Here is a 22840-nt window from a genome sequence, read left to right as displayed (position 1 = left end):
AGATTATAGTTGGGGCTTATTTTAAAAATCCTAATAAAGAAATTAAGAAACTCTTATTGTGAGCGGTAAATATAAAGTCAATAAAAATCTAAAACATTCCTATATAAACTATAGGAATGTTTTTATTATTTGGGAATTTTATTTGTTCCTACTTACATTGCTTATTTGTTGTCACGCTCAATGCCAAGAACGAAAACTTATAATAGTTGACAGTTTATCAAATAAGCCTATTGCATTTGCTCATATTTTTACAGGCAATAACAATGAAGGTCTTGCAAGCGATGTAACTGGAGCCGTGATTTTAAAACAAGGATATAAGGAAGAAGCCATTACAATAACCCATCTAGGCTACTACACAAAAACCTTAAAAAAAGAAGTATATAATGATACTATCTTTCTAAAAGAAAAGAACACAAACCTAACAGAGGTTATAGTACAGAATAAAAAAGTGCAAACCTTAGGGTATACAAATCTTAAGAAAACTCGTTATATCACAACCTATGGTGAAAATATTATTCTAGCACAACACATACCTAATAAAACAGGCGCTGCACATACCCTTAAATCGCTTAACTACAAGATACGATCAAAGAAAAAAGATAGCCTTTTAGTAAGAGCCCACATTTATAGCGTTGACCCCATAACTAAAAAGCCCAACAAAGAGTTATTGTCAAAATCAATTATCTATCCCGTACGTAGAAAAAAAGGCACACTTAGTATAGATATTCAAGATCAATACATAGAGATGCCTAGCGAAGGACTGTTTATAGGCTTAGAATGGCTAGGAGAAAATAATGATGCTGCCTATGGATTTACAGCTGGCAACGACTCATCTATAAATGCGTTTGTAACGCTTGCCAGGCTCAAAGATAAAATCTGGTTGCAGTCACAAGCAAATGGTTCTTACGTAAGAGCATCTTTTGGCGTAGAAGTTTATTAATTAAGGCACCAGCTCCTTCACCTTTTCATATACTAGATCACCTTCCCAACCTCTGTAGGAGAGATAGTCTGCGAGTTTTTTACGCTTGCGGTATTTATCGGTTTCTGAGGAGAGTTGTTCATAACGCTTTCGCGAAAGCGTATTAAAAACCCTATCATACTCCGCTTCTTCTATCTCAAGTAGGGCTGTTTTGAGATTATAAGCGCTTATGCCGCGTTGTTTTAACTCACGAGTGATACGTACCCTCCCCCAGCTTTTATGACGAAATTTACCCCTTGCAAAGGCTTTTGCAAATCGCTCCTCATTTAAAAAGTTGTGCTCAAGTAGGTGACCTATCACTACATCTATAGCTTCTGGTATCATACGCATATCTCTAAGCTTTTGTGCTACTTCTTTATGACAGCGGTCTTGATAGGCGCAGTAGGCTTCTAGCTTGCGTTTTGCCTCTTCTACAGTATATGTTTTTACGGGTTGTTGCACTGGGCAAATGTACTTGTTTTACCGCGATATCATTTTTACAACAAGGCATAAAAAAACCCCATCCTCTATTGAGAATGGGGTTTTTACTAGTTTACAATCTTGATATCCTTGCCAGAAGCGTCTGTAAAGTTATACTCGAGATACGTGTATGCATCTCGTGGCATTACCTTTACCCACTTTTTATGTTCTAAAAACCATTTAGAACGTATAGAAGGAAAGCCTTTTGTTAAATAGGCTGCAACAAAGGGGTGCGCGTGTAGCGTTACCTTTTTTGCACCAGATTTTAAAATACGGTTGAGTTGTCCTTGAAGCTTCTCTACTATTACAATAGGTGCTTCTATCTCATTAGATCCCCCGTTAGGATTATCTTCACGGGTCTTAATGTTCATCTCTGGACGTACTCGCTGCCTAGTGATCTGGATAAGTCCAAATTTACTAGGAGGTAATATTTTGTGCTTTGCGCGATCTTCTTTCATCTCATCTCTGAGGTGGTTAAAGAGTTTGCGACGATTTTCGGCTTTACCCATATCGATAAAGTCTATTACGATAATTCCTCCCATATCACGGAGGCTAAGCTGTCTTGCTACTTCTGTAGCAGCAATCATATTTACCTCGAGTGCTGTATCTTCTTGACTCTTGGCTTTATTAGATCTGTTACCACTGTTTACGTCTACGACGTGTAGGGCTTCTGTATGCTCAATCACAAGATAAGCGCCACGGCTCATTGATACTGTTTGTCCAAAAGACGTTTTAATTTGTCTCTCGATTCCAAATTTCTCAAAAATAGGCACCTGGCTATTGTATAATTTTACAATGCTCTCTTTGTGAGGAGCGATCTCGCTTAGGTATTCTTTAATTTGATAATAAAGTGTTTCATCATCAACAGTGATGCTCGTAAAGCTATCGTTAAAAATATCCCGCAGGATAGACGATGCACGGTTCATCTCTCCTAGAACTTTACTAGGGTGGTGAGCACCTTTAATTTTTTTGCTCATAGTGGTCCATTTGTCCACTAGATTTTGCAGGTCCTTATCTAGTTCTGCAACTTTTACACCTTGTGCAACAGTGCGCACAATCACGCCAAACCCTTTAGGTCTGATACTTGTTACTAGTCTTTTAAGACGTGCCTTTTCTTCTTTGCTCTCAATCTTTTGTGAGATAGAGATGCGGTCTGAAAATGGTACGAGAACAATATAACGGCCAGCTATAGACAACTCGCTACTTATGCGAGGTCCCTTAGTCGAGATAGGTTCTTTTGCAATCTGTACAAGTACACTTTGTTTAGACTTTAGAACATCGGCTATTTTGCCATTTTTATCTATGTCTTTTTCAAAGGTGAAGTTTTGTAAGGAATAGTCTTTTAATTTACCTGTGCTTATACTTTTGATGTACTTCTGTAAGGTAGGTAGCTTAGGTCCGAGATCGTGGTAATGCAAAAATGCATCTTTCTCATAGCCTACATTTACAAATGCAGCGTTGAGACCAGATACGGCCTTTCTCACGTTTGCGATATAAATATCACCTACGTTAAACTTATTTTCATCTTCATCTTTATGAAGTTCTATAAGTTTTCCATCTTTTAGTAAGGCAAAATCAACTACGGAGGAACTAGATCTTATGATCAATTCTTTATTCACGTTGTAGTAATTTTATCCCAATATAAATCGGGATGGTTGATACTTTTAATTTATCACAGGTGTATAGTGTATGTGTTTACATACTGTGTGTAATAAATACCGTTGCAATAATGACGTATCTTAGGTAGAAGATAGTGCTGTTATTGCGATGTCAAAGAACGCGTTATTGCACCCTTAGGGTGTAATAAAAGAAAAAGTAGTCTTAAGACTACTTTTTCTTCTTGTGGCGATTTGCTCTACGTCTTTTCTTACGTTTGTGAGTCGCTACCTTGTGTCTTTTTCTTTTTTTACCGCTTGGCATAAAAATGATAGTTTAAAATATTACTTATTAGTCTACACTAACGTTCGTTTTTACACCTTCTACAAATACTTTAGCAGGCTTGAACGCTGGAATATTATGTGCTGGAATCTTGATAGTTGTATTTTTTGAAATATTTCTACCAGTCTTCTCGGCTCTAGTTTTGATTATAAAGCTACCGAATCCTCTTAAGTACACGTTATCTCCTCCTTCTAATGAAGTTTTTACTTCCTCCATAAAAGATTCAATAGTCGCTTGTACGTCGTTCTTTTCGATACCAAGTTTCTCAGAAACTTTCGCTACGATATCAGCTTTAGTCATAATGTCAAATATATTAGGGGGTTAAAATTCAAGACTGCAAATATAGGAATTAAAATATCAAAGAATCAAACATAATCTTTTAAAAAATAGACACATAACATCTAGCTTTGTATAAAACCCTATTTTACATTGTCTTTTTCTAACAAACTCATTGCCTGGTATTTAGAACACAAGCGCGATATGCCGTGGCGCAATACCACCCATCCTTACCACATCTGGCTCTCAGAAATTATTCTTCAGCAAACGCGCGTAGCGCAAGGATTACCGTATTATATCGCCTTTACAGAAGCCTTTCCCACAGTACAAGATCTTGCTCAAGCCACAGAAGAAGAAGTACTTAAATTATGGCAAGGTCTAGGCTACTATTCTCGTGGTCGCAACCTGCACGCAAGTGCAAAAATGATTGTAGAAGAGATGGATGGCGTTTTTCCTAGCACCTATGAGGAGATTAAAAAACTTAAAGGTGTAGGAGATTATACGGCCAGTGCCATTGCAAGCATATGCTTTAATGAGCCTACTGCCGTAGTAGATGGCAATGTGTATAGAGTGCTATCTAGAGTATACGGCATAGACACTCCTATAAATAGTACTGCCGGAGTAAAAGAGTTTAAAGCACTGGCACAAGAACTTATTAATGAAGACCGCCCTGCAGATTTTAACCAGGCTATAATGGAGTTTGGGGCGATACAATGTAAACCTCAAAACCCTTACTGCTTGCACTGTATATATAATGACAGTTGTGTGGCGCTACAACAAAATAAAGTATCTGAGCTTCCTGTGAAGCTTAAGAAGACTAAGGTGAAGCACAAATATTTCCACTACCTATATATTAAAGATAAGCAAGAGCAAACTATCATAAAGCAACGCACGGGCAAGGGCATCTGGCAGGGACTGTATGAGTTTCCGGTTATAGAAGAACTTGCGGCGCTGCAAGAGGGGGAAGAAGACCGCTTTCGCGAAAGCGTAAAAAACCACTCCTTATTACAAGGTCTGGTTATAAATGATATTGATAGATATAATGACACACCTATTGTGCATAAACTGTCACACCAGCATCTACACACCACATTCTGGATAGTAACGGTAGATGAAATTACTGATAATGCCACACCTATAAATAGAATCACCGAGCTGCCTGTACCAGTGCTGATAGGAAATTTTATAGAGAAGTTACTCTAGTACGGTTCTAAGCTCTTTTCTATACTCTGAAGGATTTTGCCCCACAAAGGCCTTAAATTTTTTATTAAAGTGAGAGAAATTATTAAACCCGCTTGCAAAACATACCTCTGTAATACTAAGGGGTTGCTCTGCTAGTAATTTTGACGCGTGTACGAGGCGATACTCATTTACAAACTGGGTAAAGGTTTTATTTGTAATCTTTTTAAAGAAACGGCAAAAACTCGGGATGGTAAGGTTAGTAAGATCTGCCATATCTTCTAGTGGGATTTCTTCCTTAAAATTAGTCTTCACATAATTAAATACGAGATTAATGCGGTCGTTATCTTTTACATCTGAGAGTAACGAGAAGCCATCTGCATTGAGAATTCTATATTCTTCTGTCTGAGCAAGATCACTTAGGATGTTGAGTTGTGATACTAGACGTTCAAAATCTGTTTGATGCTCCATTGCTTCCATCATCGCCCCTACTCTCGCCTTTGTCTCTCCAGAAAACACAATCCCACGATTTGCTACGTGTAGTAGTCTTTTAATATTTGCCATCTCTGGAATATTAAAGAAGTCTGCTCCTAAAAAATCGGGTTTCATATGTATGACGGTCTCACAGCTGTTACCTGTATCCTCATTTGTAAAACCACAGTGAGGTAAATTACTCCCTACTATTATAAGTGTTCCCCAGGTATAATAAGACACGTTACTCCCAACCTGCCTTCTCCCTGTACCCCCGTTTACAAAAACGAGCTCTATCTCGGGATGATAATGCCACACATTATTAACGTTTGTAGTGCGCTCATCAAACTTCTGGTAGGCAAACGAGGTTCCAAAATCTGGAGAAATAGACTCAAAAGTAGGTTTTTGCAAAATCATAGTAGAACTGCTTTACGAGGCAAAATTAAATAGGTTTAAAACCTTACATCACTAGAGATTTACCTCAATTATGTGCTAAATTAACATTTTATGATTTATTAACACATTACCGTGTTAATTACACACATATATTTGAAAATATGCGTGTAGTAGAAACTTATAATCGACCGTATGTTTGCAGTGTAAAAAATTAGAAATCAATCTTTTAAATTGAAATATTATGAAAAATGCAATCAAATTACTAGCAGCCTTTGCAATTTTAGTAACAAGCATTCAAGTTAATGCTACAGGATTAAATAATCCTCCTAAGACATCTGCAGAGAGCTTAGTTTTAAAAACAGACGGAGAGGTCGTGTATCTTAACCTACTTAATCTTGACCAAAGCCCGGTAAATGTAGTAGTACGTGACGCAATGGGACGTATTGTTTTTACAGAAACTATTGAAGAGACAAAAACGGTACACAAGGCTTTTAACTTTACTAAAGCTTTCAAGGGTACGTATTATGTAAAAGTAAAAGACGGTGACAAGAGTTACACCAAAGAGGTGGTTATCGGATAAACAAGACTAGTTTATTTTGTGTAAAAATTAGTATGCTTAGTTTAATCCCTAAAAGGTGGTTCTTTTAGGGATTTTTTATGTCTTGTTGTGAGGTATCACTGTTAGTTAAGGAGATTAGAACACTATGGCCTTTATATGATACAAGTGTGTTTTGGTAAACTTTCGCGAAAGCATAACCGCCTTGCATCGCAATATTTATTACATTTGATACTATGGCAGGAACTATCAATAAAGTGATCTTAATAGGTCACACCGGAGATGACGTAAAGATGAATTACTTTGAAGGAGGTAATTGTATAGGAAGATTTCCTCTAGCGACTAACGAGGAGTATGTAAACCGTACCACGGGAGAGCGCGTAAGTAACACTGAGTGGCACAACATTGTTGTGCGTAATAAAGCTGCCGAAATCTGCGAGAAATATCTAAAAAAAGGTGATAAAGTATATGTAGAAGGTCGCCTTAAAACTCGCAAGTGGACAGATGATAAAGGTATGGACCGCTACTCTACAGAGATACAGTGTCAAGAGTTTACCTTCTTAACACCTAAAGGCGAGAGTCAAGGGCAAGGGCAGCAAGCCCAGCAACCAAGACAAGCTGCTCAACCAGCACAGCCTAAAGCGCAACCTTATAATACAAATCAACCATCTCAACCTGCGCAACCTACTACAGACACTAGTGATGTAGATGATTTGCCATTTTAAGTTAATTTAAATTTTTGAACCTTTGGATCCCGATCCCGAACCCTTACTTATACTTTTACTCGCCCTTGACACCTCAAGTATTTTGAGTCTTGTGGCACTTGTTATACTGCTTACGTGCTCTGCGCTTATAAGCGGTGCAGAAGTAGCTTTTTTTTCATTATCACCTAGTGACTTACTAGAAACCGAAGAGCTGGTAGCAGATCGCAAGATGATGGTGGTAAAAAAATTACTCACCAAACCAAAAAAACTACTAGCAACTATACTTGTGGCAAATAATGCCATAAATATTGCTATTGTACTTCTATTTGCCAGCCTGGGTGAAGTCATATTTGCAAATATTACGGCAGAGATTCTTACCATCCCCGTGCGCTTCTTACTGGAAGTGGTACTTATCACGTTTTTGATATTACTCTTTGGAGAGATTTTACCTAAGGTATATGCAAACAGAAACAATAAGAAGTTTGCAGCGCTAATGGCATACCCTCTGCGTTTTTTAGATATGATCTTCACACCACTGAGCAGCCCTATGCGACTTGCTACGATGTGGATACAAAATAAGCTAGGTGAACAAAAATCTAGTTTTAATGTAGATCAATTATCACAGGCACTAGAGCTTACAAGTGAAGAAGACACAACAAAGGAGGAACAAAAAATTTTAAAAGGCATTGTATCTTTTGGTAATACAGATACAAAACAGGTAATGCGACCACGTATGGATGTCTTTGCCCTTAATAAGGATGACGATTACCAAAAAGTACTTAAAGAAATTACAGAAAATGGTTTCTCCCGCATCCCTGTGTTTTCTGAGAGTGTAGATACTATAGTAGGTATTCTCTATGTAAAAGATTTACTACCACATCTTACTAAAAAAGACTTTGACTGGACAAAACTTATACGCGAGCCTTACTTTGTGCCAGAAAATAAAAAGCTAGATGACTTACTCGCAGAGTTTAAAGAAAAGAAAAACCACCTAGCCATCGTAGTAGATGAGTACGGTGGTACTAGTGGCCTTATCTCTCTAGAAGATATTATAGAAGAGATCGTGGGAGACATCTCAGACGAGTTTGATGATGAAAATATTATCTATTCTAAACTTGATGATTATAACTGGATCTTTGATGGTAAGACATCGCTCAAGGATTTTTATCGCATCATAAAACTAGAAGACACCACTATCTTTGAAAACAAAAAAGGTGAAGCCGAAACCATCGCTGGCTTTGTACTAGAAGTATCTGGAGGCTTTCCTCGTAAAAATGAGGTAATAAAGTATGACACCTATGCGTTTACTGTGGAGGCTATAGATAAAAAGCGCATCAAGCAAATTAAATTTACCATTACATCTTGAAAAACACAGCAGCCATACTCATCTTAATCATTGTAAGCATATCACTTATTTCTTGTGGAGGCGACACCTTGCCTAAACCTAAGAGCCAGCTTAGTTTATCATACCCTGCGCCTAACTACAAGACTACTGCTAGCGAATGTGATTATAACTTTGACCTCAACAAACTAGGGATTGTACGCTACAAAGATGACTGCTCTGCAGTAATAGATTACCCAACCATAAACGGCAGCATCTTTTTAACCTACCGCAAGGTTAATAATAATATTAATGCATTGCTCAATGACGCTCAAAAGCTCACCTATGAGCACGTGCGTAAAGCAGATAATATTATAGAAGAAAAGTATGTAAACGAGACCCAAAACGCCTACGGGATGTTTTATGATATAAAAGGAGATGCAGCCTCACAGTCTCAATTTTATATTACAGATAGTACAAATCACTTTCTAACGGGGTCTATATACTTTAATGCAAAGCCTAACTATGATAGTATCTATCCTGCAGCTATGTATCTCAAAAATGACATACGCCACCTTATGGAAAGTATAGAATGGCGTAAATAATATCGCACTACTTTACCTCACAAACCTTTTAGATTTTTACCTTAAAAACGCCGACCTTTGCATTCTTAAATCAAAGCAATGCCAAACAAGTCTTTAAAATGGATATATCTCTTTGTATTATCCATTATCTGGGGTAGTTCTTTTATCCTTATTAAAAAAGGGCTTGTAGGTCTAGACCCATTGCAACTAGGGGCTTTACGTATTTTATTTTCGGCAACGGTGTTATTGCTCTTTGGGTGGAAAAGTCTCAAAAAGATTAAGAAATCAGACTGGAAATGGATAGGTATTACCGGTATACTAGGCACAGGGCTGCCTGTATTTTTATTTGCCTTTGCAGAGACAGAGATAGATAGTGCTGTGGTAGGTATTTTAAACTCTAGCGTACCCTTATTGGCATTTATTTTTGGGATACTACTCTTTGGTGCACAATTTATACAACGGCAATTTATAGGCGTGCTTCTAGGGCTTGTGGGTGCTGGGGCTCTTATTTATATAGGCGCTCAAATTAATGAAGGTCAAAATTATTGGTATGCCTCACTGGTCATTATAGCAGCCTCCTTTTATGCACTTAATGTAAATATTATAAAAAGACACCTACAAGAAGTGCCTGCCATCGCTATTGCGGCTGGTAACTTTGTCTTTCTCATTATACCCGCGGCAATTATACTCGCTATTTCTGGGTTTTTTGATTTACCCGTTACTACAGACGCTACGCTACAGCAGTCTATAGGGTACATCGTGATCCTCTCTATATTTGGCACTGCACTAGCAAAAGTGATGTTTAACAAACTTGTGCAAATGAGCAATCCCGTCTTTGCATCTTCTGTCACCTACTTGATGCCTATTATATCTGTAATGTGGGGCCTGCTAGATGGAGAGGCCTTTACAATGCTTCAGTTTATTGCCACCCTTATCATTCTTGTCGGTGTTTATATAGGTAATAGCGCCAGAAAAAAAGCATAAGCACTGTAAAAACAACTTTTACTTATAGGTTAACGCTTTCGCGAAAGCGTGAAAAAAAGAAAAGCGGTCTACCTAAGTAAACCGCCTTTCACCAACTAAACTGTCGTTTTTCTAGCCTAATGGTGGCTGTCCATTCATAATCTCTTCACTTGCAAATGCTTCAAACTGCTTGAAGTTTTCTTTAAAAGATCTTGCGAGCTTGTTTGCCGTTTCATAATAACCTTTGTCATTATTCCACGTTGCGCGTGGGCTCAATACTTCTGTAGGCACTCCTGGACACGTACGTGGTTGTGCTAGTCCAAAAACTGAGTGTATGTGATAGTCATCGTGCGTAGTTTCTTGTGGTAACTTACCTTCCATCGCAGCTTTAATCATTGCACGCGTGTACTTTAACTTCATACGTGATCCTACTCCGTAAGGTCCGCCGGTCCACCCTGTATTGATAAGCCATACGTTTACTCCAGCCTCTGTCATTTTCTTACTAAGCATCTCTGCATATTTTGTAGGGTGAAGCGGCATAAATGGCGCTCCAAAACACGCTGAAAATGATGGTACAGGCTCATTTACTCCTGCTTCTGTACCAGCAACCTTTGCAGTATACCCACTTATAAAGTGGTATGCCGCTTGACCTGGTGTGAGCTTAGAGATAGGAGGTAGTACTCCAAAGGCATCTGCCGTAAGGAAGAAGATATTTTTTGGATTTTTACCTAGTGATGGTACCTGTATGTTCTCAATGTGATCTATAGGGTAACTTACACGTGTGTTTTGTGTGATAGATGTATCTTCAAAAGCTACATTACCTTGCTCATCTAGTATGACATTCTCTAGAATGGCTCCTGGCTTTATAGCATTGTAGATATCTGGTTCATTTTCGGCAGAGAGGTTAATCACTTTTGCATAACAGCCACCCTCAAAGTTAAAGATGGTGTTATCTTTAGTCCACCCGTGCTCATCATCACCTATAAGCTTGCGCTCAGGGTCTGCAGAGAGTGTGGTTTTACCTGTTCCAGAAAGTCCAAAAAAGATAGCAGTCTCACCGTTATCACCTACGTTTGCACTACAGTGCATAGGTAATGTCTCTTTCTCTACAGGAAGTATAAAGTTAAGTGCAGAGAAGATTCCTTTCTTAATCTCACCTGTGTAACCTGTACCCCCTATAATGATGGTTTTTTCTGTAAAAGATAATATCGCAAAGTTGCTCTGGCGTGTGCCATCTACAGCTGGATCTGCTAGAAAGCCCGGTGCGTTTAAGATAGTCCACTCTGGGTCAAATCCTTTAAGCTCCTCTTCTGTAGGTCTAAGAAACATATTATATGCAAACATATTAGACCAAGGGTACTCGTTTACAACGCGTATGTTGAGTTTGTAATCTTTATCTGCACACGCATAACTATCACGCACGTAGATTTCTTTTTCTGAGAGATAGTTTGCAACTTTTGTTTTAAGTTTTGCAAACGCCTCTTCTCCAAAGGGGAGGTTTATATCTCCCCACCAGACTTTATCTTCTGTTTTTGCGTCCCTTACGATAAAACGATCCATAGGAGATCTACCTGTAAACTTACCTGTGTTTACAGCGAGAGCGCCAGATGATGCGGTTTTACCCATATCATTTTCTACAGCAATTTGATGTAGTTTTTCGGGAGAAAGTTGGTAGTTGATTTTGGCATTTTTTATGCCAATTTTTTCTAATGAGAGTGTCTTCGATGCTAAGCTATCTGCGACCATACCAATGAGTTTTGTGTTGTTTTATGACACAAAAGTAAGAAGTCTAATCTAGGTACTATAACGTTTTCGCTGTTTTATTTAGATTTTATGAATTGTACTAGGAGTATTACCCAGCTCACAATGAGCAAAGTACCTCCTAGAGGGGTGATAAGAGCAATTTTTGTGAAGTTAAAACTGGTCAAATCATTAGTAGCAAGCCCATAAATAGAGCCAGAAAAGAATAGTATACCTATAACCGTAAGTATGAGAAGTATCCTCTTTGACTTTTCGCTTAAAGCGAAAACAGATATGAGCAATAGCAATAAGGCGTGATACATCTGGTATTTTACACCTGTCTCAAATGTAGAAAGTGCATCTGCATCAAGAACTTTTTCTAGCCCGTGAGCCCCAAAGGCACCAATAACTACAGCCGTTAACCCAAATATCGCACCCGCTATACGTAACTTTTTATCCATAATCTTACTATTATATGCTTTGCAAAAGTGTACATTTAAACCTGCATAAATCAAACACAAAACTACAAAATACACCATCAATGCGAAAGATTCTAGTCATAGGAGCCGGTAAATCTACTAGCCAACTCGTAAACTATTTACTCAATAAATCTGCAGCAGAAGATTTGCACATTACCGTAGGTGACCTCTCTCTTGAAAATGCTCAAAAGCTTATAAATAATCACGATAACGGGACAGCCATCTCACTAGATGTTTTTGACAAAACACAACGAGAGCAAGCCATACAAGAAGCAACCATCGTTATCTCAATGCTACCCGCACGTTTTCACATAGAGGTGGCAAAAGACTGTGTGACCTTTAATAAGTCTATGGTGACCGCATCTTATATTTCAAAAGAAATGGAAGCCCTAGATACCGCTGTTAAGGAAAAAGGGCTTGTGTTTATGAATGAGATAGGGCTCGACCCAGGTATAGACCATATGAGTGCTATGCAGGTGCTAGATCGCATACGAGATAAAGGCGGTAAGGTGATACTTTTTGAGTCTTTTACTGGAGGCCTTGTTGCGCCAGAGAGTGACACAAACCTCTGGAACTATAAATTTACTTGGAACCCTCGCAATGTTGTACTTGCCGGTCAAGGTGGTGCGGCAGAATTTATACAAGAAGGTACTTATAAATACATCCCTTACCAAAGACTCTTTAGACGTACAGAATTTTTAGAAATAGAAGGCCACGGAAGATTTGAAGGATACGCAAACCGTAACTCCCTTAAGTATCGTTCTATATATGGCCTGGATGACATCCCTACGCTTTACCGAGGTACCATACGTCGAGTAGGCTTCTCACGTGCCTGGCAATTATTTGTGTTACTAGGTATGACAGATGATAGTTATACCCTACAAGACACAGAGACAATGAGCTATCGTGATTATACAAATCTCTTCTTACCCTACTCACCTACAGACTCTGTAGAGCTCAAGCTACGTCACTATCTTAAAATTGACCAAGATGACTTGCTATGGGATAAATTACTAGAACTAGACATTTTTAATCCTTCAAAAAAATTAGGGCTTACAAACGCTACGCCAGCACAAGCACTACAACGCATACTAGAAGACAAGTGGACACTCGCTCCAGAAGATAAAGATATGATTGTAATGTATCATAAATTTGGCTACGAGCTCAATGGTACTCGCAAGCAAATAGATGCGACTATGGTAAACATAGGAGAAGATCAAGTAGAAACTGCAATGGCAAGGACCGTGGGACTCCCAGTGGCGATGGCCACGCTACGTATACTTAATAGTGAGATTACCACACCGGGCGTTCAGCTACCTATTAATCGTGAGGTGTATGAGCCTATTCTCAAAGAGCTAGAAGAGTATGGCATCACCTTTAAAGAGTACGAGGTAGACTACCTAGGTTACAACCCAGATAATGTAGGGGGATAGTTTTACGCTTTCGCGAAAGCGTCACAAAAAACACGCAACTCAATTACACATTACCAGTTATTACGTATCTTTCTCTTTCAATTTACAATCACAAGCGATGAAAATAGTTAAAGACGAACTGGTTATAGATGGTATAGATAAAATTATCTTGCGCCAGCTTATGGAAGATGCTCGTAAACCTATACTTGAGATTGCTCGTAAAGTGGGTATCTCTGGTGCTGCAATACACCAGCGTTTACGTAAACTAGAAAAATCTGGACTCATTGCAGGTTCAAAATTTATTATAGACCCAAAAGTACTAGGCTATCGCACGCAGGCTTTTATAGGAGTTCACTTAGATCGCGCTGCAAATAACGCAAGAGCCGTAAGACAACTTAAAGATATACCAGAGGTAATAGAGTGTCACTACACTACAGGTAACTGGTCTGTTTTGATCAAGATTCTTTGTAAAAACAATGAGGATCTTATGAACTTACTTAACAAGAAAATACAAGCTATAGACGGGGTTTCTCGTACAGAAACCTTTATCTCCCTAGACCAGCAAATAGACAGACAGATAAAAATATAAACTAGAGCTTATATATACTTCATAAAAAAAGCCTCTCAAAAATGAGAGGCTTTACTTTTTTAAAGAAACTATAAATTATAGTCCTGGGTAGTTCTTTGTGATTAGATCGATAAGATCTACAATAGCCCAGATTCCTAAACCTCCTAGCGTAAGGATGTATAGAATATTCCATCCTATTGGACTTCCTAAATACCATCTGTGAGCTGCAAAAAGTCCTAAGAAGAACCATAGCAATAGTGCAACAACTTGCTTGTCTGCAGCAGTAGCGGCAGGTGATGTAAGAACCTCTGTAGTATCCTCCTCAGCAAGGGTTACCCCGTTTACTGTTGCTACTGCAGTTCTCTGTACTGGAAATCCAGCATAAGTATTTGTAACGGCTAGCATTACAAACGCAAATAATAGTGTAATTTTGAGTCTCATTTTTTGATTTTATTTTGTTAGACGAATCTAATTTACTAAAAAAATACTATGCCCTTTAAATATATACTACTATTTCTCAATTGTTTAATTACAGCTATTTGCTTTGGGCAATTAGAAGATTATGAATATATGGGTGTGATAAAGCTTAATGACTCCGCCTTTATATCATACAAGCTAGCCTTTGAAGAGTTAGACGGGAAGATACAAGGCTACTCTATGTCTGATCTAGGTGGTAAGCACGAGACCAAGTCTAATATAAAGGGGACTTATGATAGTGACAAAAAAGAACTCTCATTTGCAGAGTATGATATTGTGTATACAAAATCACCTTTAGGAGAAATTGATATGTGTCTTGTAAACTTTTCAGGAGGTCTGAGAAGTTTAGAGCGTAGCAAGGCCTTTAGCGGTCCATTTCAAGGGCTTTATCCTGACAAAAATCCTTGTCTAGATGGTATGCTCATAATGTCTGCGTCTGAAGAAGTACAGAAAAGAATAGATAGAATGGACCGCAAGATTCAAAAATCAAAAAAGGTAAGCCAAGAGGTCAAGGATAAGATTTCGGCTAGAAAGCTGGTTGACACACTTACAATGAGTATTGTAAAGAAAGACGAGAACCTTAACATCTTTACAAAGGGCAAAGAGATTATGGTATCTATATACGACTCTGGAAAAGTAGATGATGATCGCATTAATCTATACGTAGATGACAAGCTTATACTAGAAAACTACTCTATCACTCGTGAGAAGAAAAACATACCCGTAACTATTACAAATAAAACCGCTGTCGTGCGTGTAGAGGCAATAACCGAAGGAACCTCATCACCTAACACAGTGAAGGTAGAAGTAAAAGACGGGCCAAGTCTTATAACCACAAGGACAAGCCTCAAAACTGGTGAAAAAGCAGAGCTTACACTTGTAAAGCAATAAGCACACTTCCAAAATTAATAAAGCCCTTATGTTATAAAACATAAGGGCTTTAGACTTTAAAAGAGGTATGTGTTTTTACTGCACGCTTATCTCTATACCTGTCATATTTCCGCTTGTTACAAATAGCAACTCATCTGGCACGGCAACGTTTTCAAGATCTCCAGTAAATGAACCAAAAACAAAATTAAGGTCTAGGTCAAAACTGTTAAGGTTTATTGCACCTACAGTTTCTAAGTTAGTTCTATAAGTCACCCCTCCTGTTTCAAATTGTATAGAAGCTGGTAATGTTTCATTTGCTGTGTTATAAGACTGTTCCATCACTAAGGGCGCATCTGGATTTGAAGAGCCTACTGTGAGAGTAAATGTCTCGCTTCCTACATCGTTTGTAGCGGTTACTACAAAGATTTTACCGTCATTACTTAATACTGCCGTCGGGGTGTCTGAACGAAATACCGCGCCACCTACAGAGGCTCTAAATTTTACGCTAGGTGCTTCTGCTGGTCCTTCATCATCACCACAGCTTGTTATGAAGCCAAATGTTATTAATAGTACTGCAATCTTTAGAAATCTTAAATTCATTAGTTGTTTTTTGAGTGAGCAGCAAAAGTAATCAGTTTCAAATAAATCTACGGCAATAAAAAACCCACGCTATAAACGTGGGTTTTTCTATTTAACATTTTCGCGAAAGCGAAAAAAAATGTTCTGTCTATACGACTCGCTCTTAGTATCTGTAGTACTCAGGCTTAAATGGCCCTTCTACTGTCACGCCGATGTAATCTGCTTGATCTTTAGATAGTGTTTCTAGCTCTGCTCCTAGTCTTGATAAGTGCAATGCTGCTACTTTCTCATCTAGGTGCTTAGGAAGCATATAAACTTCGTTATTGTACTTCTCGCTATTGTTCCAAAGCTCGATTTGTGCTAGTGTCTGGTTTGTAAATGAGTTACTCATTACAAAACTAGGGTGACCAGTTGCACAACCTAAGTTTACAAGACGACCTTCTGCAAGAACGATAATATCTTTACCATCTATAGTATACTTATCTACTTGAGGTTTGATCTCATCCTTTGTAGCGCCGTGGTTACCGTTTAACCAAGCCATATCGATCTCATTATCAAAGTGCCCTATGTTACAAACGATTACTTTATCACGCATTGCCTCAAAGTGCTCACCACGTATGATGTCTTTGTTTCCTGTAGTTGTGATAACGATATCTGCATTACCTACTACGTTTTCTAGTTTCTTAACTTCAAAACCGTCCATTGCTGCTTGAAGTGCACAGATAGGATCGATTTCTGTTACTGTAACGATAGATCCAGCTCCTTTAAAAGATGCTGCAGTTCCTTTACCTACATCTCCGTATCCACATACTACTACACGCTTTCCAGCAAGCATAGTATCTGTAGCACGACGTATAGCATCTACCGCACTCTCACGACATCCGTATTTGTTATCAAACTTAGACTTAGTTACAGAATCATTTACGTTTATAGCTGGCATAGGTAACGTTCCATTCTTTACACGCTCGTAAAGACGGTGTACACCCGTTGTAGTTTCTTCAGAAAGTCCTTTGATATCTTTTGCAAGTTCTGGGTAACGATCTAATACCATATTAGTAAGATCTCCTCCATCATCAAGAATCATATTAAGCGGCTTGCGATCTTCTCCAAAGAAAAGTGTTTGCTCGATACACCAGTCAAATTCTTCTTCATTCATTCCTTTCCAAGCATATACTGGGATACCAGCATCTGCAATTGCTGCAGCAGCCTGATCTTGCGTAGAGAAGATGTTACAAGAAGACCAAGTTACCTCTGCTCCTAGTGCTTTTAAAGTTTCTATAAGTACTGCAGTCTGGATAGTCATATGTAAACATCCAGCAATACGAGATCCTTTAAGTGGTTGCTCGTCCTTATACTCCTCACGTAAAGACATAAGCCCAGGCATCTCTGCCTCTGCTAGTTCTATCTCTTTACGTCCCCAAGCTGCAAGGGAAATATCTTTTACTTTGTACGGTACGTACGGTACTGTCTTATTGCTCATTTTCTTATCTTTATCTTAAATTCATAGACCCGTTAAGGCGGTGCAAATTTACGCAATAACTTAGACACTCTAATGCCTCTTTACAAAACGATAACAGTTTCCCCTACTACAGAAGTGTACATCTGGAAGATTGAGGAAAGTCTAGAAACGCTTAAATCTACCCTACCCTTAGGCGAAGGACAAACCCACATCCTTACACCGCATTGCCAAAAAAGACTTGACAGTATGAAGTCTGACCTGCACCAGCGTGGCTTTATGAGCATACGCCACCTACTCGCAGAGGCGGGTTATACAGATTTTGACCTATATTACTCTCCATCTGGCAAGCCTCACCTGCACGATGGCAAGCACATCTCAATAACACATAGCTACACATTTACCGCTATTATTATAAGTGATAACCCAGTAGGAATAGATATAGAGAAGCAGCGCGATAAGATTTTACGCATCGCTCATAAGTTTACACCTATTGAGGAGTATTACACCCTCACCAGCTCTGAGGCTCGCATACGTAAACTCACCTATGTATGGGGAGCAAAAGAATCGCTATATAAACTATATAATCAAGAGGGGTTGAGTTTCTTAAAACATATAGATGTGCAAGACTTTGAGATGGACGCCTCACAAACTACAGCAAGAGTGGTCTATAATGGAGCATCTTCAACCTATGCAATTTATCTTATGGAGTTTGAAGGTTTTACCTGCGTGTACGGTTTATAAAGTCTATTTATTCATTACTCAAAGGTGTTGTAGCAACTCTCACAGCAAGCACTTATTAATCCACATAATTAATTGTAAATTTGCCCCCTTAAATAGGGATGAGTACGCTTTCGCGAAAGCGCATATATAATACACTTACAATGAAATATCACTTTAACGAGATAGAGGCCAAATGGCAAAAATACTGGGCAGATAAGGGCACCTTTAACGCCTCAAACAACAGTGACAAGCCTAAATATTATGTGCTAGATATGTTTCCTTATCCATCTGGAGCAGGACTGCACGTGGGGCACCCGCTAGGGTATATTGCCAGTGATGTGTATGCGCGTTACAAGCGCCTTAAAGGCTTTAATGTATTGCACCCGCAGGGGTATGACTCTTTTGGACTTCCAGCAGAGCAATATGCAATACAAACGGGACAGCACCCTGCCGTAACTACAAAGGTTAATATAGAGGGCGGTGTAGATAACCAAGGTAATGAGATTGCCGGGTATCGTAACCAGCTTGATAAAATAGGATTCTCTTTTGACTGGAGTCGCGAGGTACGCACCTCAAATCCTGAGTATTACAAATGGACACAGTGGATTTTTACAGAGCTATTTAACTCGTGGTACAATTACGACACAAATAAAGCAGAAGGTATAGAGACTCTAGTTTCCGCTTTCGCGAAAGAAGGAAATGGAAATATAAACGCTGCTTGTGATGATAACATTGAGCCATTTACCGCAGCACAATGGAACGACTTTTCTGAAAACGAAAAACAAGTCATACTCCTACAATACCGCCTCACCTACCTTGCCGAAACAGAAGTAAACTGGTGTCCAGCACTAGGTACTGTTCTGGCAAATGATGAGATTGTAAACGGCGTTTCAGAACGTGGAGGGCATACTGTAGTGCGCAAGAAAATGACACAGTGGTCTATGCGCATCTCTGCTTATGCAGAGCGTTTACTACAAGGGCTTGACAGCTTAGACTGGAGTGAGTCTATAAAAGAAACACAACGCAACTGGATAGGTAAATCTGTAGGAGCTACTGTATCTTTTAACTTAAAAGATCACGACAAAAAGATAGAAGTATTTACCACACGCCCTGACACTATTTTTGGTGTAAGTTTTATGACACTTGCTCCAGAGCTAGATCTTGTACAAGAGATTACTACTCCAGAGCAAAAAGAAAAAGTAGATGCATACATCGCCTCTACCGCAAAGCGTTCTGAGCGCGAGCGTATGGCAGATGTAAAAACAATCACGGGAGCATTTACAGGAGCCTATGCAGAGCACCCATTTACAAAAGAGCCTATACCTATCTGGATAGGTGACTATGTACTTGCCGGTTATGGTACAGGTGCGGTAATGGCAGTACCTTGTGGTGACCAGCGTGATTATGACTTTGCAAAGCATTTTGGGATTGCTATTCCTAATGTTTTTGAAGGGGTAGATATTTCTGAAGAAGCCTTTGCAGATAAGGCAGCTACCGTCATTGCAAATTCTGATTTCTTAAACGGATTAAAGTATAAGAAAGCAGTAAAACTTGCCATCTATGAGTTAGAAAAAGTAGGTGCAGGTTCTGGTAAAACAAATTACAGATTACGTGATGCGGTTTTTAGCCGCCAGCGTTATTGGGGAGAACCTTTCCCAGTATATTACAAAGACGGGATGCCACATATGATTGATGTGGAACACTTACCACTGGAGCTGCCAGAAATAGAAAAATACCTCCCTACAGAAGATGGAGAACCACCACTAGGCCGTGCAGATGTATGGGCGTGGGATAGTAAGACTAATAAAGTTGTTTCAAATGACCTTGTTCGTTCAAGCGCAGTCGAGAACTCCGAGGATAATGGAATTTACCCATTAGAATTAAACACAATGCCAGGCTGGGCAGGTAGTAGCTGGTACTTCTTTAGGTATATGGAAAAAGCACAGCGTGATGCTGTCTTTGCCTCAAAAGAAGCGATGGACTACTGGGGTAATGTAGATTTATACATAGGAGGATCTGAGCACGGTACCGGTCACTTATTATACTCGCGTTTTTGGGTAAAATTCTTAAAAGATAGAGGTCACGTATCTGTAGATGAGCCTTTCCAAAAGATGATTAACCAAGGGATGATCTTGGGGACGAGTGCTTTTGTTTACAGAGAGGAGAATAGCAATACATTCTTGTCACTAGGATTAAGTAAAGACAAGCAGGTACAACCTATACACGCTCCAGTAGCATTTGTAAATGCATCTGATGAGCTAGATGTAGAAGCTTTCAAAAAATGGAGACCAGAATTTAAAGATGCAGAGTTTATCCTTGAGGATGGGGTTTACAAAGTAGGCCGCGAGGTTGAAAAAATGTCTAAGTCTAAGTACAACGTCGTAAATCCAGATGAGATTTGTGAGCAGTATGGAGCAGACACCTTACGTATGTACGAGATGTTTTTAGGGCCGCTCGAACAAGCAAAACCTTGGAACACGGCAGGTATTACGGGCGTACATAACTTCTTAAAGAAATTCTGGAAGTTATATCATAATGGCGCAGAGGCTACTTTTAATGTTACAGATACACCAGCAAGTAAGGACAGCTTAAAAACGCTACATAAAACCATAAAAAAGGTACAAGAGGATATTGAGAATTTCTCTTTTAATACCTCTGTATCTACATTTATGATTGCAGCAAATGAGCTAAGTGCTCAAAAATGCACTTCACAAGAAGTTCTTGAGCCACTTGCTATTCTTATTGCACCTTATGCACCACACATTGCAGAGGAGTTATGGAGTAAGCTGGGTCACACCGAAAGTATTTCTGAAGCTGGCTTCCCGGTTTTTGAAGAAAAGCACCTTGTAGAAAGTGCAAAAAACTATCCTATCTCTTTTAATGGTAAAATGAAATTCACCCTTGAGCTACCATTAGATATGAGTAAGGATGAGATAGAAAAAACCGTGATGGCACACGAAAAAACACAAATGTATCTTGATGGCCGCACACCAAAAAAGGTGATTGTTGTGCCTGGTAAGATTGTAAACATAGTGGGTTAACACACATATACTCTTGCCTGTAAGTCATATTATGGGCAAGATTTAATTACATACTAATGTCTGAAATAGATGATATAGAGATCATAGGTCTCATTGCTGCTACACTTACCACTGCAGCCTTTTTACCCCAAGTATATCAAACTTGGAAAACTAAGGATGTATCAGGGTTGAGCTTACCTATGTTTACAATGTTTTTTGTAGGCATTGTGTTCTGGCTTATTTATGGAGTGCTTAAAGAAAGTCTATCTATCATACTGGCAAATGCTATTACAGTTATCTCCTCATTTTTACTATTGTATTTTAAAATCAAATACGGCAAAAACTAGCATTTACATATTGTTAAAAATGGCAGTCTATTTTTAATAATATCACTTTTTACACCCCTGATTTTTAATATTTTATCAGCTTTCATTTTTTACATTTCTGCTACCTTGCCGCAAAAATTTAAGCGATGGTTATAGGGGTACCCACTGAGATTAAAAACAATGAAAACCGAGTGGGCATCACCCCAGGAGGTGTATATGAACTCACAAAACGCGGTCATACAGTATATATTCAAAAGGATGCTGGCGTAAACAGTGGTTTTGTAAACCAGCAATACATAGATGCTGGAGCAAACATACTAGACACCATAGAAGAGGTATATACAATTGCTCAAATGATTGTAAAGGTTAAGGAGCCTATAGCTCCAGAATACACGCTTATTAAAAAAGACCAGATTGTCTTTACCTATTTTCATTTTGCCTCTAGCGAGCCACTCACAAAAGCAATGATAGCTAGCGGCGCTACTTGTATCGCATATGAAACGGTAGAAGAAGCAGATAGGTCTCTACCACTTCTTACCCCTATGAGCGAGGTCGCTGGGCGTATGTCTATACAACAAGGAGCAAGATATCTTGAAAAACCCGTAAAAGGGCGCGGTGTACTACTAGGTGGTGTACCAGGCGTGAGCCCTGGTAAAGTACTCGTTCTGGGTGCAGGCGTAGTAGGTATACAGGCAGCCAAAATGGCTGCAGGTCTAGGCGCACACGTCACTATACTTGACATAAGTATGAAGCGACTACGCTATGTAAATGATATAATGCCACCACACGTAGTTACAGAATTCTCAAACGAATTCAACATAAGAAAACATATCAAAACACACGATTTAATCATAGGAGGTGTATTGATACCTGGAGCAAAAGCACCTAAGTTAATCACACGTGATATGCTCAAGGAGATGCGACCTGGTACCGTAATAGTAGATGTAGCGGTAGACCAAGGTGGCTGTGTAGAAACCTCAAAACCTACCACACACCAAGATCCAGTTTTTATCATAGATGATGTGGTGCACTATTGTGTTGCAAATATGCCGGGAGCAGTGCCTTACACCTCTACGGTAGCTCTCACAAACGTTACATTACCCTATGTGCTCAAACTAGCAGACAAAGGCTGGAAAACAGCCTGTGCACAAGATGAGGTTCTTAAAAAAGGGGTGAATATTGTTTCCGGAAACGTGGTTTATGAAGAAATCTCTGAGGTTTTTGATATCCCATACACACCACTAGCGATTTAAAAAGGAGGTTGAGTACGCTTTCGCGAAAGCGTAAAACTCTTTATAGACCTATCACTCCACTAAAGCAATAGATCTACCGACTATTGACACGAAAGAGGTGAGAAAATGTCG

The 22840-nt window shown here is 39.0% G+C and carries 23 protein-coding genes; 14 read left to right on the top strand and 9 right to left on the bottom strand.

Features of this window, described 5'->3' with window-relative positions; genetic code table 11:
- The first annotated feature begins 142 nt into the window (after window positions 1-142).
- Complete coding sequence (locus Q0948_RS06785) at window positions 143-940, top strand: hypothetical protein (RefSeq protein WP_298350168.1); 798 nt, start codon at window positions 143-145, stop codon at window positions 938-940.
- Here Q0948_RS06785 and Q0948_RS06780 read toward each other — a convergent pair whose 3' ends face one another.
- The 3 genes from Q0948_RS06780 to Q0948_RS06770 form a co-directional block, all read right to left on the bottom strand.
- Window positions 941-1420: a regulatory protein RecX gene (locus tag Q0948_RS06780; RefSeq protein ID WP_298350166.1), complete on the bottom strand. Its 480-nt coding sequence runs from the start codon at window positions 1418-1420 to the stop codon at window positions 941-943. It lies immediately after the preceding gene.
- Between the two features lie 86 nt (window positions 1421-1506).
- Window positions 1507-3057: a ribonuclease E/G gene (locus Q0948_RS06775; protein ID WP_298350164.1), complete on the bottom strand. Its 1551-nt coding sequence runs from the start codon at window positions 3055-3057 to the stop codon at window positions 1507-1509.
- A gap of 328 nt (window positions 3058-3385) precedes the next feature.
- A complete protein-coding gene (locus Q0948_RS06770; protein WP_013750876.1) occupies window positions 3386-3676 on the bottom strand; it encodes an HU family DNA-binding protein in 291 nt (96 codons plus the stop codon).
- Window positions 3677-3805: 129 nt separating this feature from the next.
- On the opposite strand from Q0948_RS06770, the gene mutY reads away from it, so the two are divergent.
- Window positions 3806-4855, top strand: coding sequence for an A/G-specific adenine glycosylase (gene mutY / locus Q0948_RS06765; protein ID WP_298350162.1), 1050 nt, complete (start codon window positions 3806-3808; stop codon window positions 4853-4855).
- Here the strand turns inward: mutY and Q0948_RS06760 are convergent.
- Window positions 4847-5719 carry an AraC family transcriptional regulator gene (locus Q0948_RS06760; protein WP_298350160.1) on the bottom strand — a complete coding sequence of 291 codons (873 nt, stop codon included), beginning with the start codon at window positions 5717-5719 and terminating at the stop codon, window positions 4847-4849. The two genes, mutY and Q0948_RS06760, sit on opposite strands and share 9 nt — an antisense overlap.
- 220 nt (window positions 5720-5939) lie before the next feature.
- Here Q0948_RS06760 and Q0948_RS06755 point away from each other — a divergent pair, with 220 nt between their 5' ends.
- From Q0948_RS06755 to Q0948_RS06735, 5 genes are all read left to right on the top strand, one after another.
- Window positions 5940-6278, top strand: coding sequence for a T9SS type A sorting domain-containing protein (locus Q0948_RS06755; protein WP_298350158.1), 339 nt, complete (start codon window positions 5940-5942; stop codon window positions 6276-6278).
- Window positions 6279-6490: 212 nt separating this feature from the next.
- Window positions 6491-6979 carry a single-stranded DNA-binding protein gene (ssb, locus tag Q0948_RS06750; RefSeq protein ID WP_035326717.1) on the top strand — a complete coding sequence of 163 codons (489 nt, stop codon included), beginning with the start codon at window positions 6491-6493 and terminating at the stop codon, window positions 6977-6979.
- A 22-nt stretch (window positions 6980-7001) separates the two neighbouring features.
- On the top strand, window positions 7002-8324 hold the full coding sequence (locus Q0948_RS06745) for a gliding motility-associated protein GldE (RefSeq protein WP_298350155.1): 1323 nt from the start codon (window positions 7002-7004) through the stop codon (window positions 8322-8324).
- Window positions 8321-8884 (top strand): gliding motility lipoprotein GldD, encoded by a 564-nt coding sequence (gene gldD / locus Q0948_RS06740; RefSeq protein ID WP_298350153.1) that lies wholly within the window; start codon window positions 8321-8323, stop codon window positions 8882-8884. Before Q0948_RS06745 ends, gldD begins: the two co-directional genes overlap by 4 nt.
- A gap of 78 nt (window positions 8885-8962) precedes the next feature.
- Window positions 8963-9847, top strand: a complete 885-nt coding sequence (locus Q0948_RS06735; protein ID WP_038598581.1) for an EamA family transporter — start codon at window positions 8963-8965, stop codon at window positions 9845-9847.
- Between the two features lie 111 nt (window positions 9848-9958).
- On the opposite strand, the gene pckA is transcribed toward Q0948_RS06735, so the two are convergent.
- Window positions 9959-11572, bottom strand: a complete 1614-nt coding sequence (gene pckA, locus Q0948_RS06730) for a phosphoenolpyruvate carboxykinase (ATP) (RefSeq protein WP_298350149.1) — start codon at window positions 11570-11572, stop codon at window positions 9959-9961.
- Between the two features lie 74 nt (window positions 11573-11646).
- Window positions 11647-12027 carry a DUF423 domain-containing protein gene (locus tag Q0948_RS06725; RefSeq protein ID WP_038601163.1) on the bottom strand — a complete coding sequence of 127 codons (381 nt, stop codon included), beginning with the start codon at window positions 12025-12027 and terminating at the stop codon, window positions 11647-11649.
- 80 nt (window positions 12028-12107) lie between these two features.
- On the opposite strand from Q0948_RS06725, the gene Q0948_RS06720 reads away from it, so the two are divergent.
- Together Q0948_RS06720 and Q0948_RS06715 are read left to right on the top strand one after the other, a co-directional pair.
- Window positions 12108-13478: a saccharopine dehydrogenase C-terminal domain-containing protein gene (locus tag Q0948_RS06720; protein WP_298350146.1), complete on the top strand. Its 1371-nt coding sequence runs from the start codon at window positions 12108-12110 to the stop codon at window positions 13476-13478.
- 97 nt (window positions 13479-13575) lie between these two features.
- A complete protein-coding gene (locus Q0948_RS06715) occupies window positions 13576-14046 on the top strand; it encodes an Lrp/AsnC ligand binding domain-containing protein (protein WP_298350145.1) in 471 nt (156 codons plus the stop codon).
- A gap of 75 nt (window positions 14047-14121) precedes the next feature.
- Here the strand turns inward: Q0948_RS06715 and Q0948_RS06710 are convergent, their stop codons facing one another.
- Window positions 14122-14466: a TM2 domain-containing protein gene (locus Q0948_RS06710; protein ID WP_298350144.1), complete on the bottom strand. Its 345-nt coding sequence runs from the start codon at window positions 14464-14466 to the stop codon at window positions 14122-14124.
- Window positions 14467-14514: 48 nt separating this feature from the next.
- Between Q0948_RS06710 and Q0948_RS06705 the strand changes: the two genes are divergently transcribed.
- Window positions 14515-15393 (top strand): hypothetical protein, encoded by an 879-nt coding sequence (locus Q0948_RS06705; RefSeq protein ID WP_298350143.1) that lies wholly within the window; start codon window positions 14515-14517, stop codon window positions 15391-15393.
- Between the two features lie 75 nt (window positions 15394-15468).
- Here the strand turns inward: Q0948_RS06705 and Q0948_RS06700 are convergent, their stop codons facing one another.
- On the bottom strand, window positions 15469-15972 hold the full coding sequence (locus tag Q0948_RS06700; RefSeq protein ID WP_298350142.1) for a DUF6252 family protein: 504 nt from the start codon (window positions 15970-15972) through the stop codon (window positions 15469-15471).
- A gap of 142 nt (window positions 15973-16114) precedes the next feature.
- Window positions 16115-17431, bottom strand: coding sequence for an adenosylhomocysteinase (gene ahcY, locus Q0948_RS06695; protein WP_298350141.1), 1317 nt, complete (start codon window positions 17429-17431; stop codon window positions 16115-16117).
- A gap of 72 nt (window positions 17432-17503) precedes the next feature.
- Here ahcY and Q0948_RS06690 point away from each other — a divergent pair, with 72 nt between their 5' ends.
- The 4 genes from Q0948_RS06690 to ald all read left to right on the top strand — a co-directional run bounded on the left by Q0948_RS06690 (window position 17504) and on the right by ald (window position 22729).
- On the top strand, window positions 17504-18151 hold the full coding sequence (locus Q0948_RS06690; protein ID WP_298350140.1) for a 4'-phosphopantetheinyl transferase superfamily protein: 648 nt from the start codon (window positions 17504-17506) through the stop codon (window positions 18149-18151).
- 140 nt (window positions 18152-18291) lie between these two features.
- Window positions 18292-21171, top strand: coding sequence for a leucine--tRNA ligase (leuS, locus tag Q0948_RS06685; protein ID WP_298350139.1), 2880 nt, complete (start codon window positions 18292-18294; stop codon window positions 21169-21171).
- A 56-nt stretch (window positions 21172-21227) separates the two neighbouring features.
- The gene (locus Q0948_RS06680) at window positions 21228-21497 is read left to right on the top strand and encodes a SemiSWEET family sugar transporter (RefSeq protein WP_298350138.1); all 270 of its coding nucleotides are present in this window, start codon (window positions 21228-21230) and stop codon (window positions 21495-21497) included.
- Between the two features lie 125 nt (window positions 21498-21622).
- Window positions 21623-22729 carry an alanine dehydrogenase gene (gene ald / locus Q0948_RS06675; protein WP_298350137.1) on the top strand — a complete coding sequence of 369 codons (1107 nt, stop codon included), beginning with the start codon at window positions 21623-21625 and terminating at the stop codon, window positions 22727-22729.
- The last annotated feature ends 111 nt before the right edge of the window (window positions 22730-22840 follow it).

It is taken from the genome of uncultured Dokdonia sp. (genome assembly GCF_947496725.1).
In the GTDB taxonomy this organism is placed as follows: domain Bacteria; phylum Bacteroidota; class Bacteroidia; order Flavobacteriales; family Flavobacteriaceae; genus Dokdonia.
Note: the sequence above shows the minus strand (reverse complement) of the source record. Positions and strands in the feature narration are given on the sequence as shown.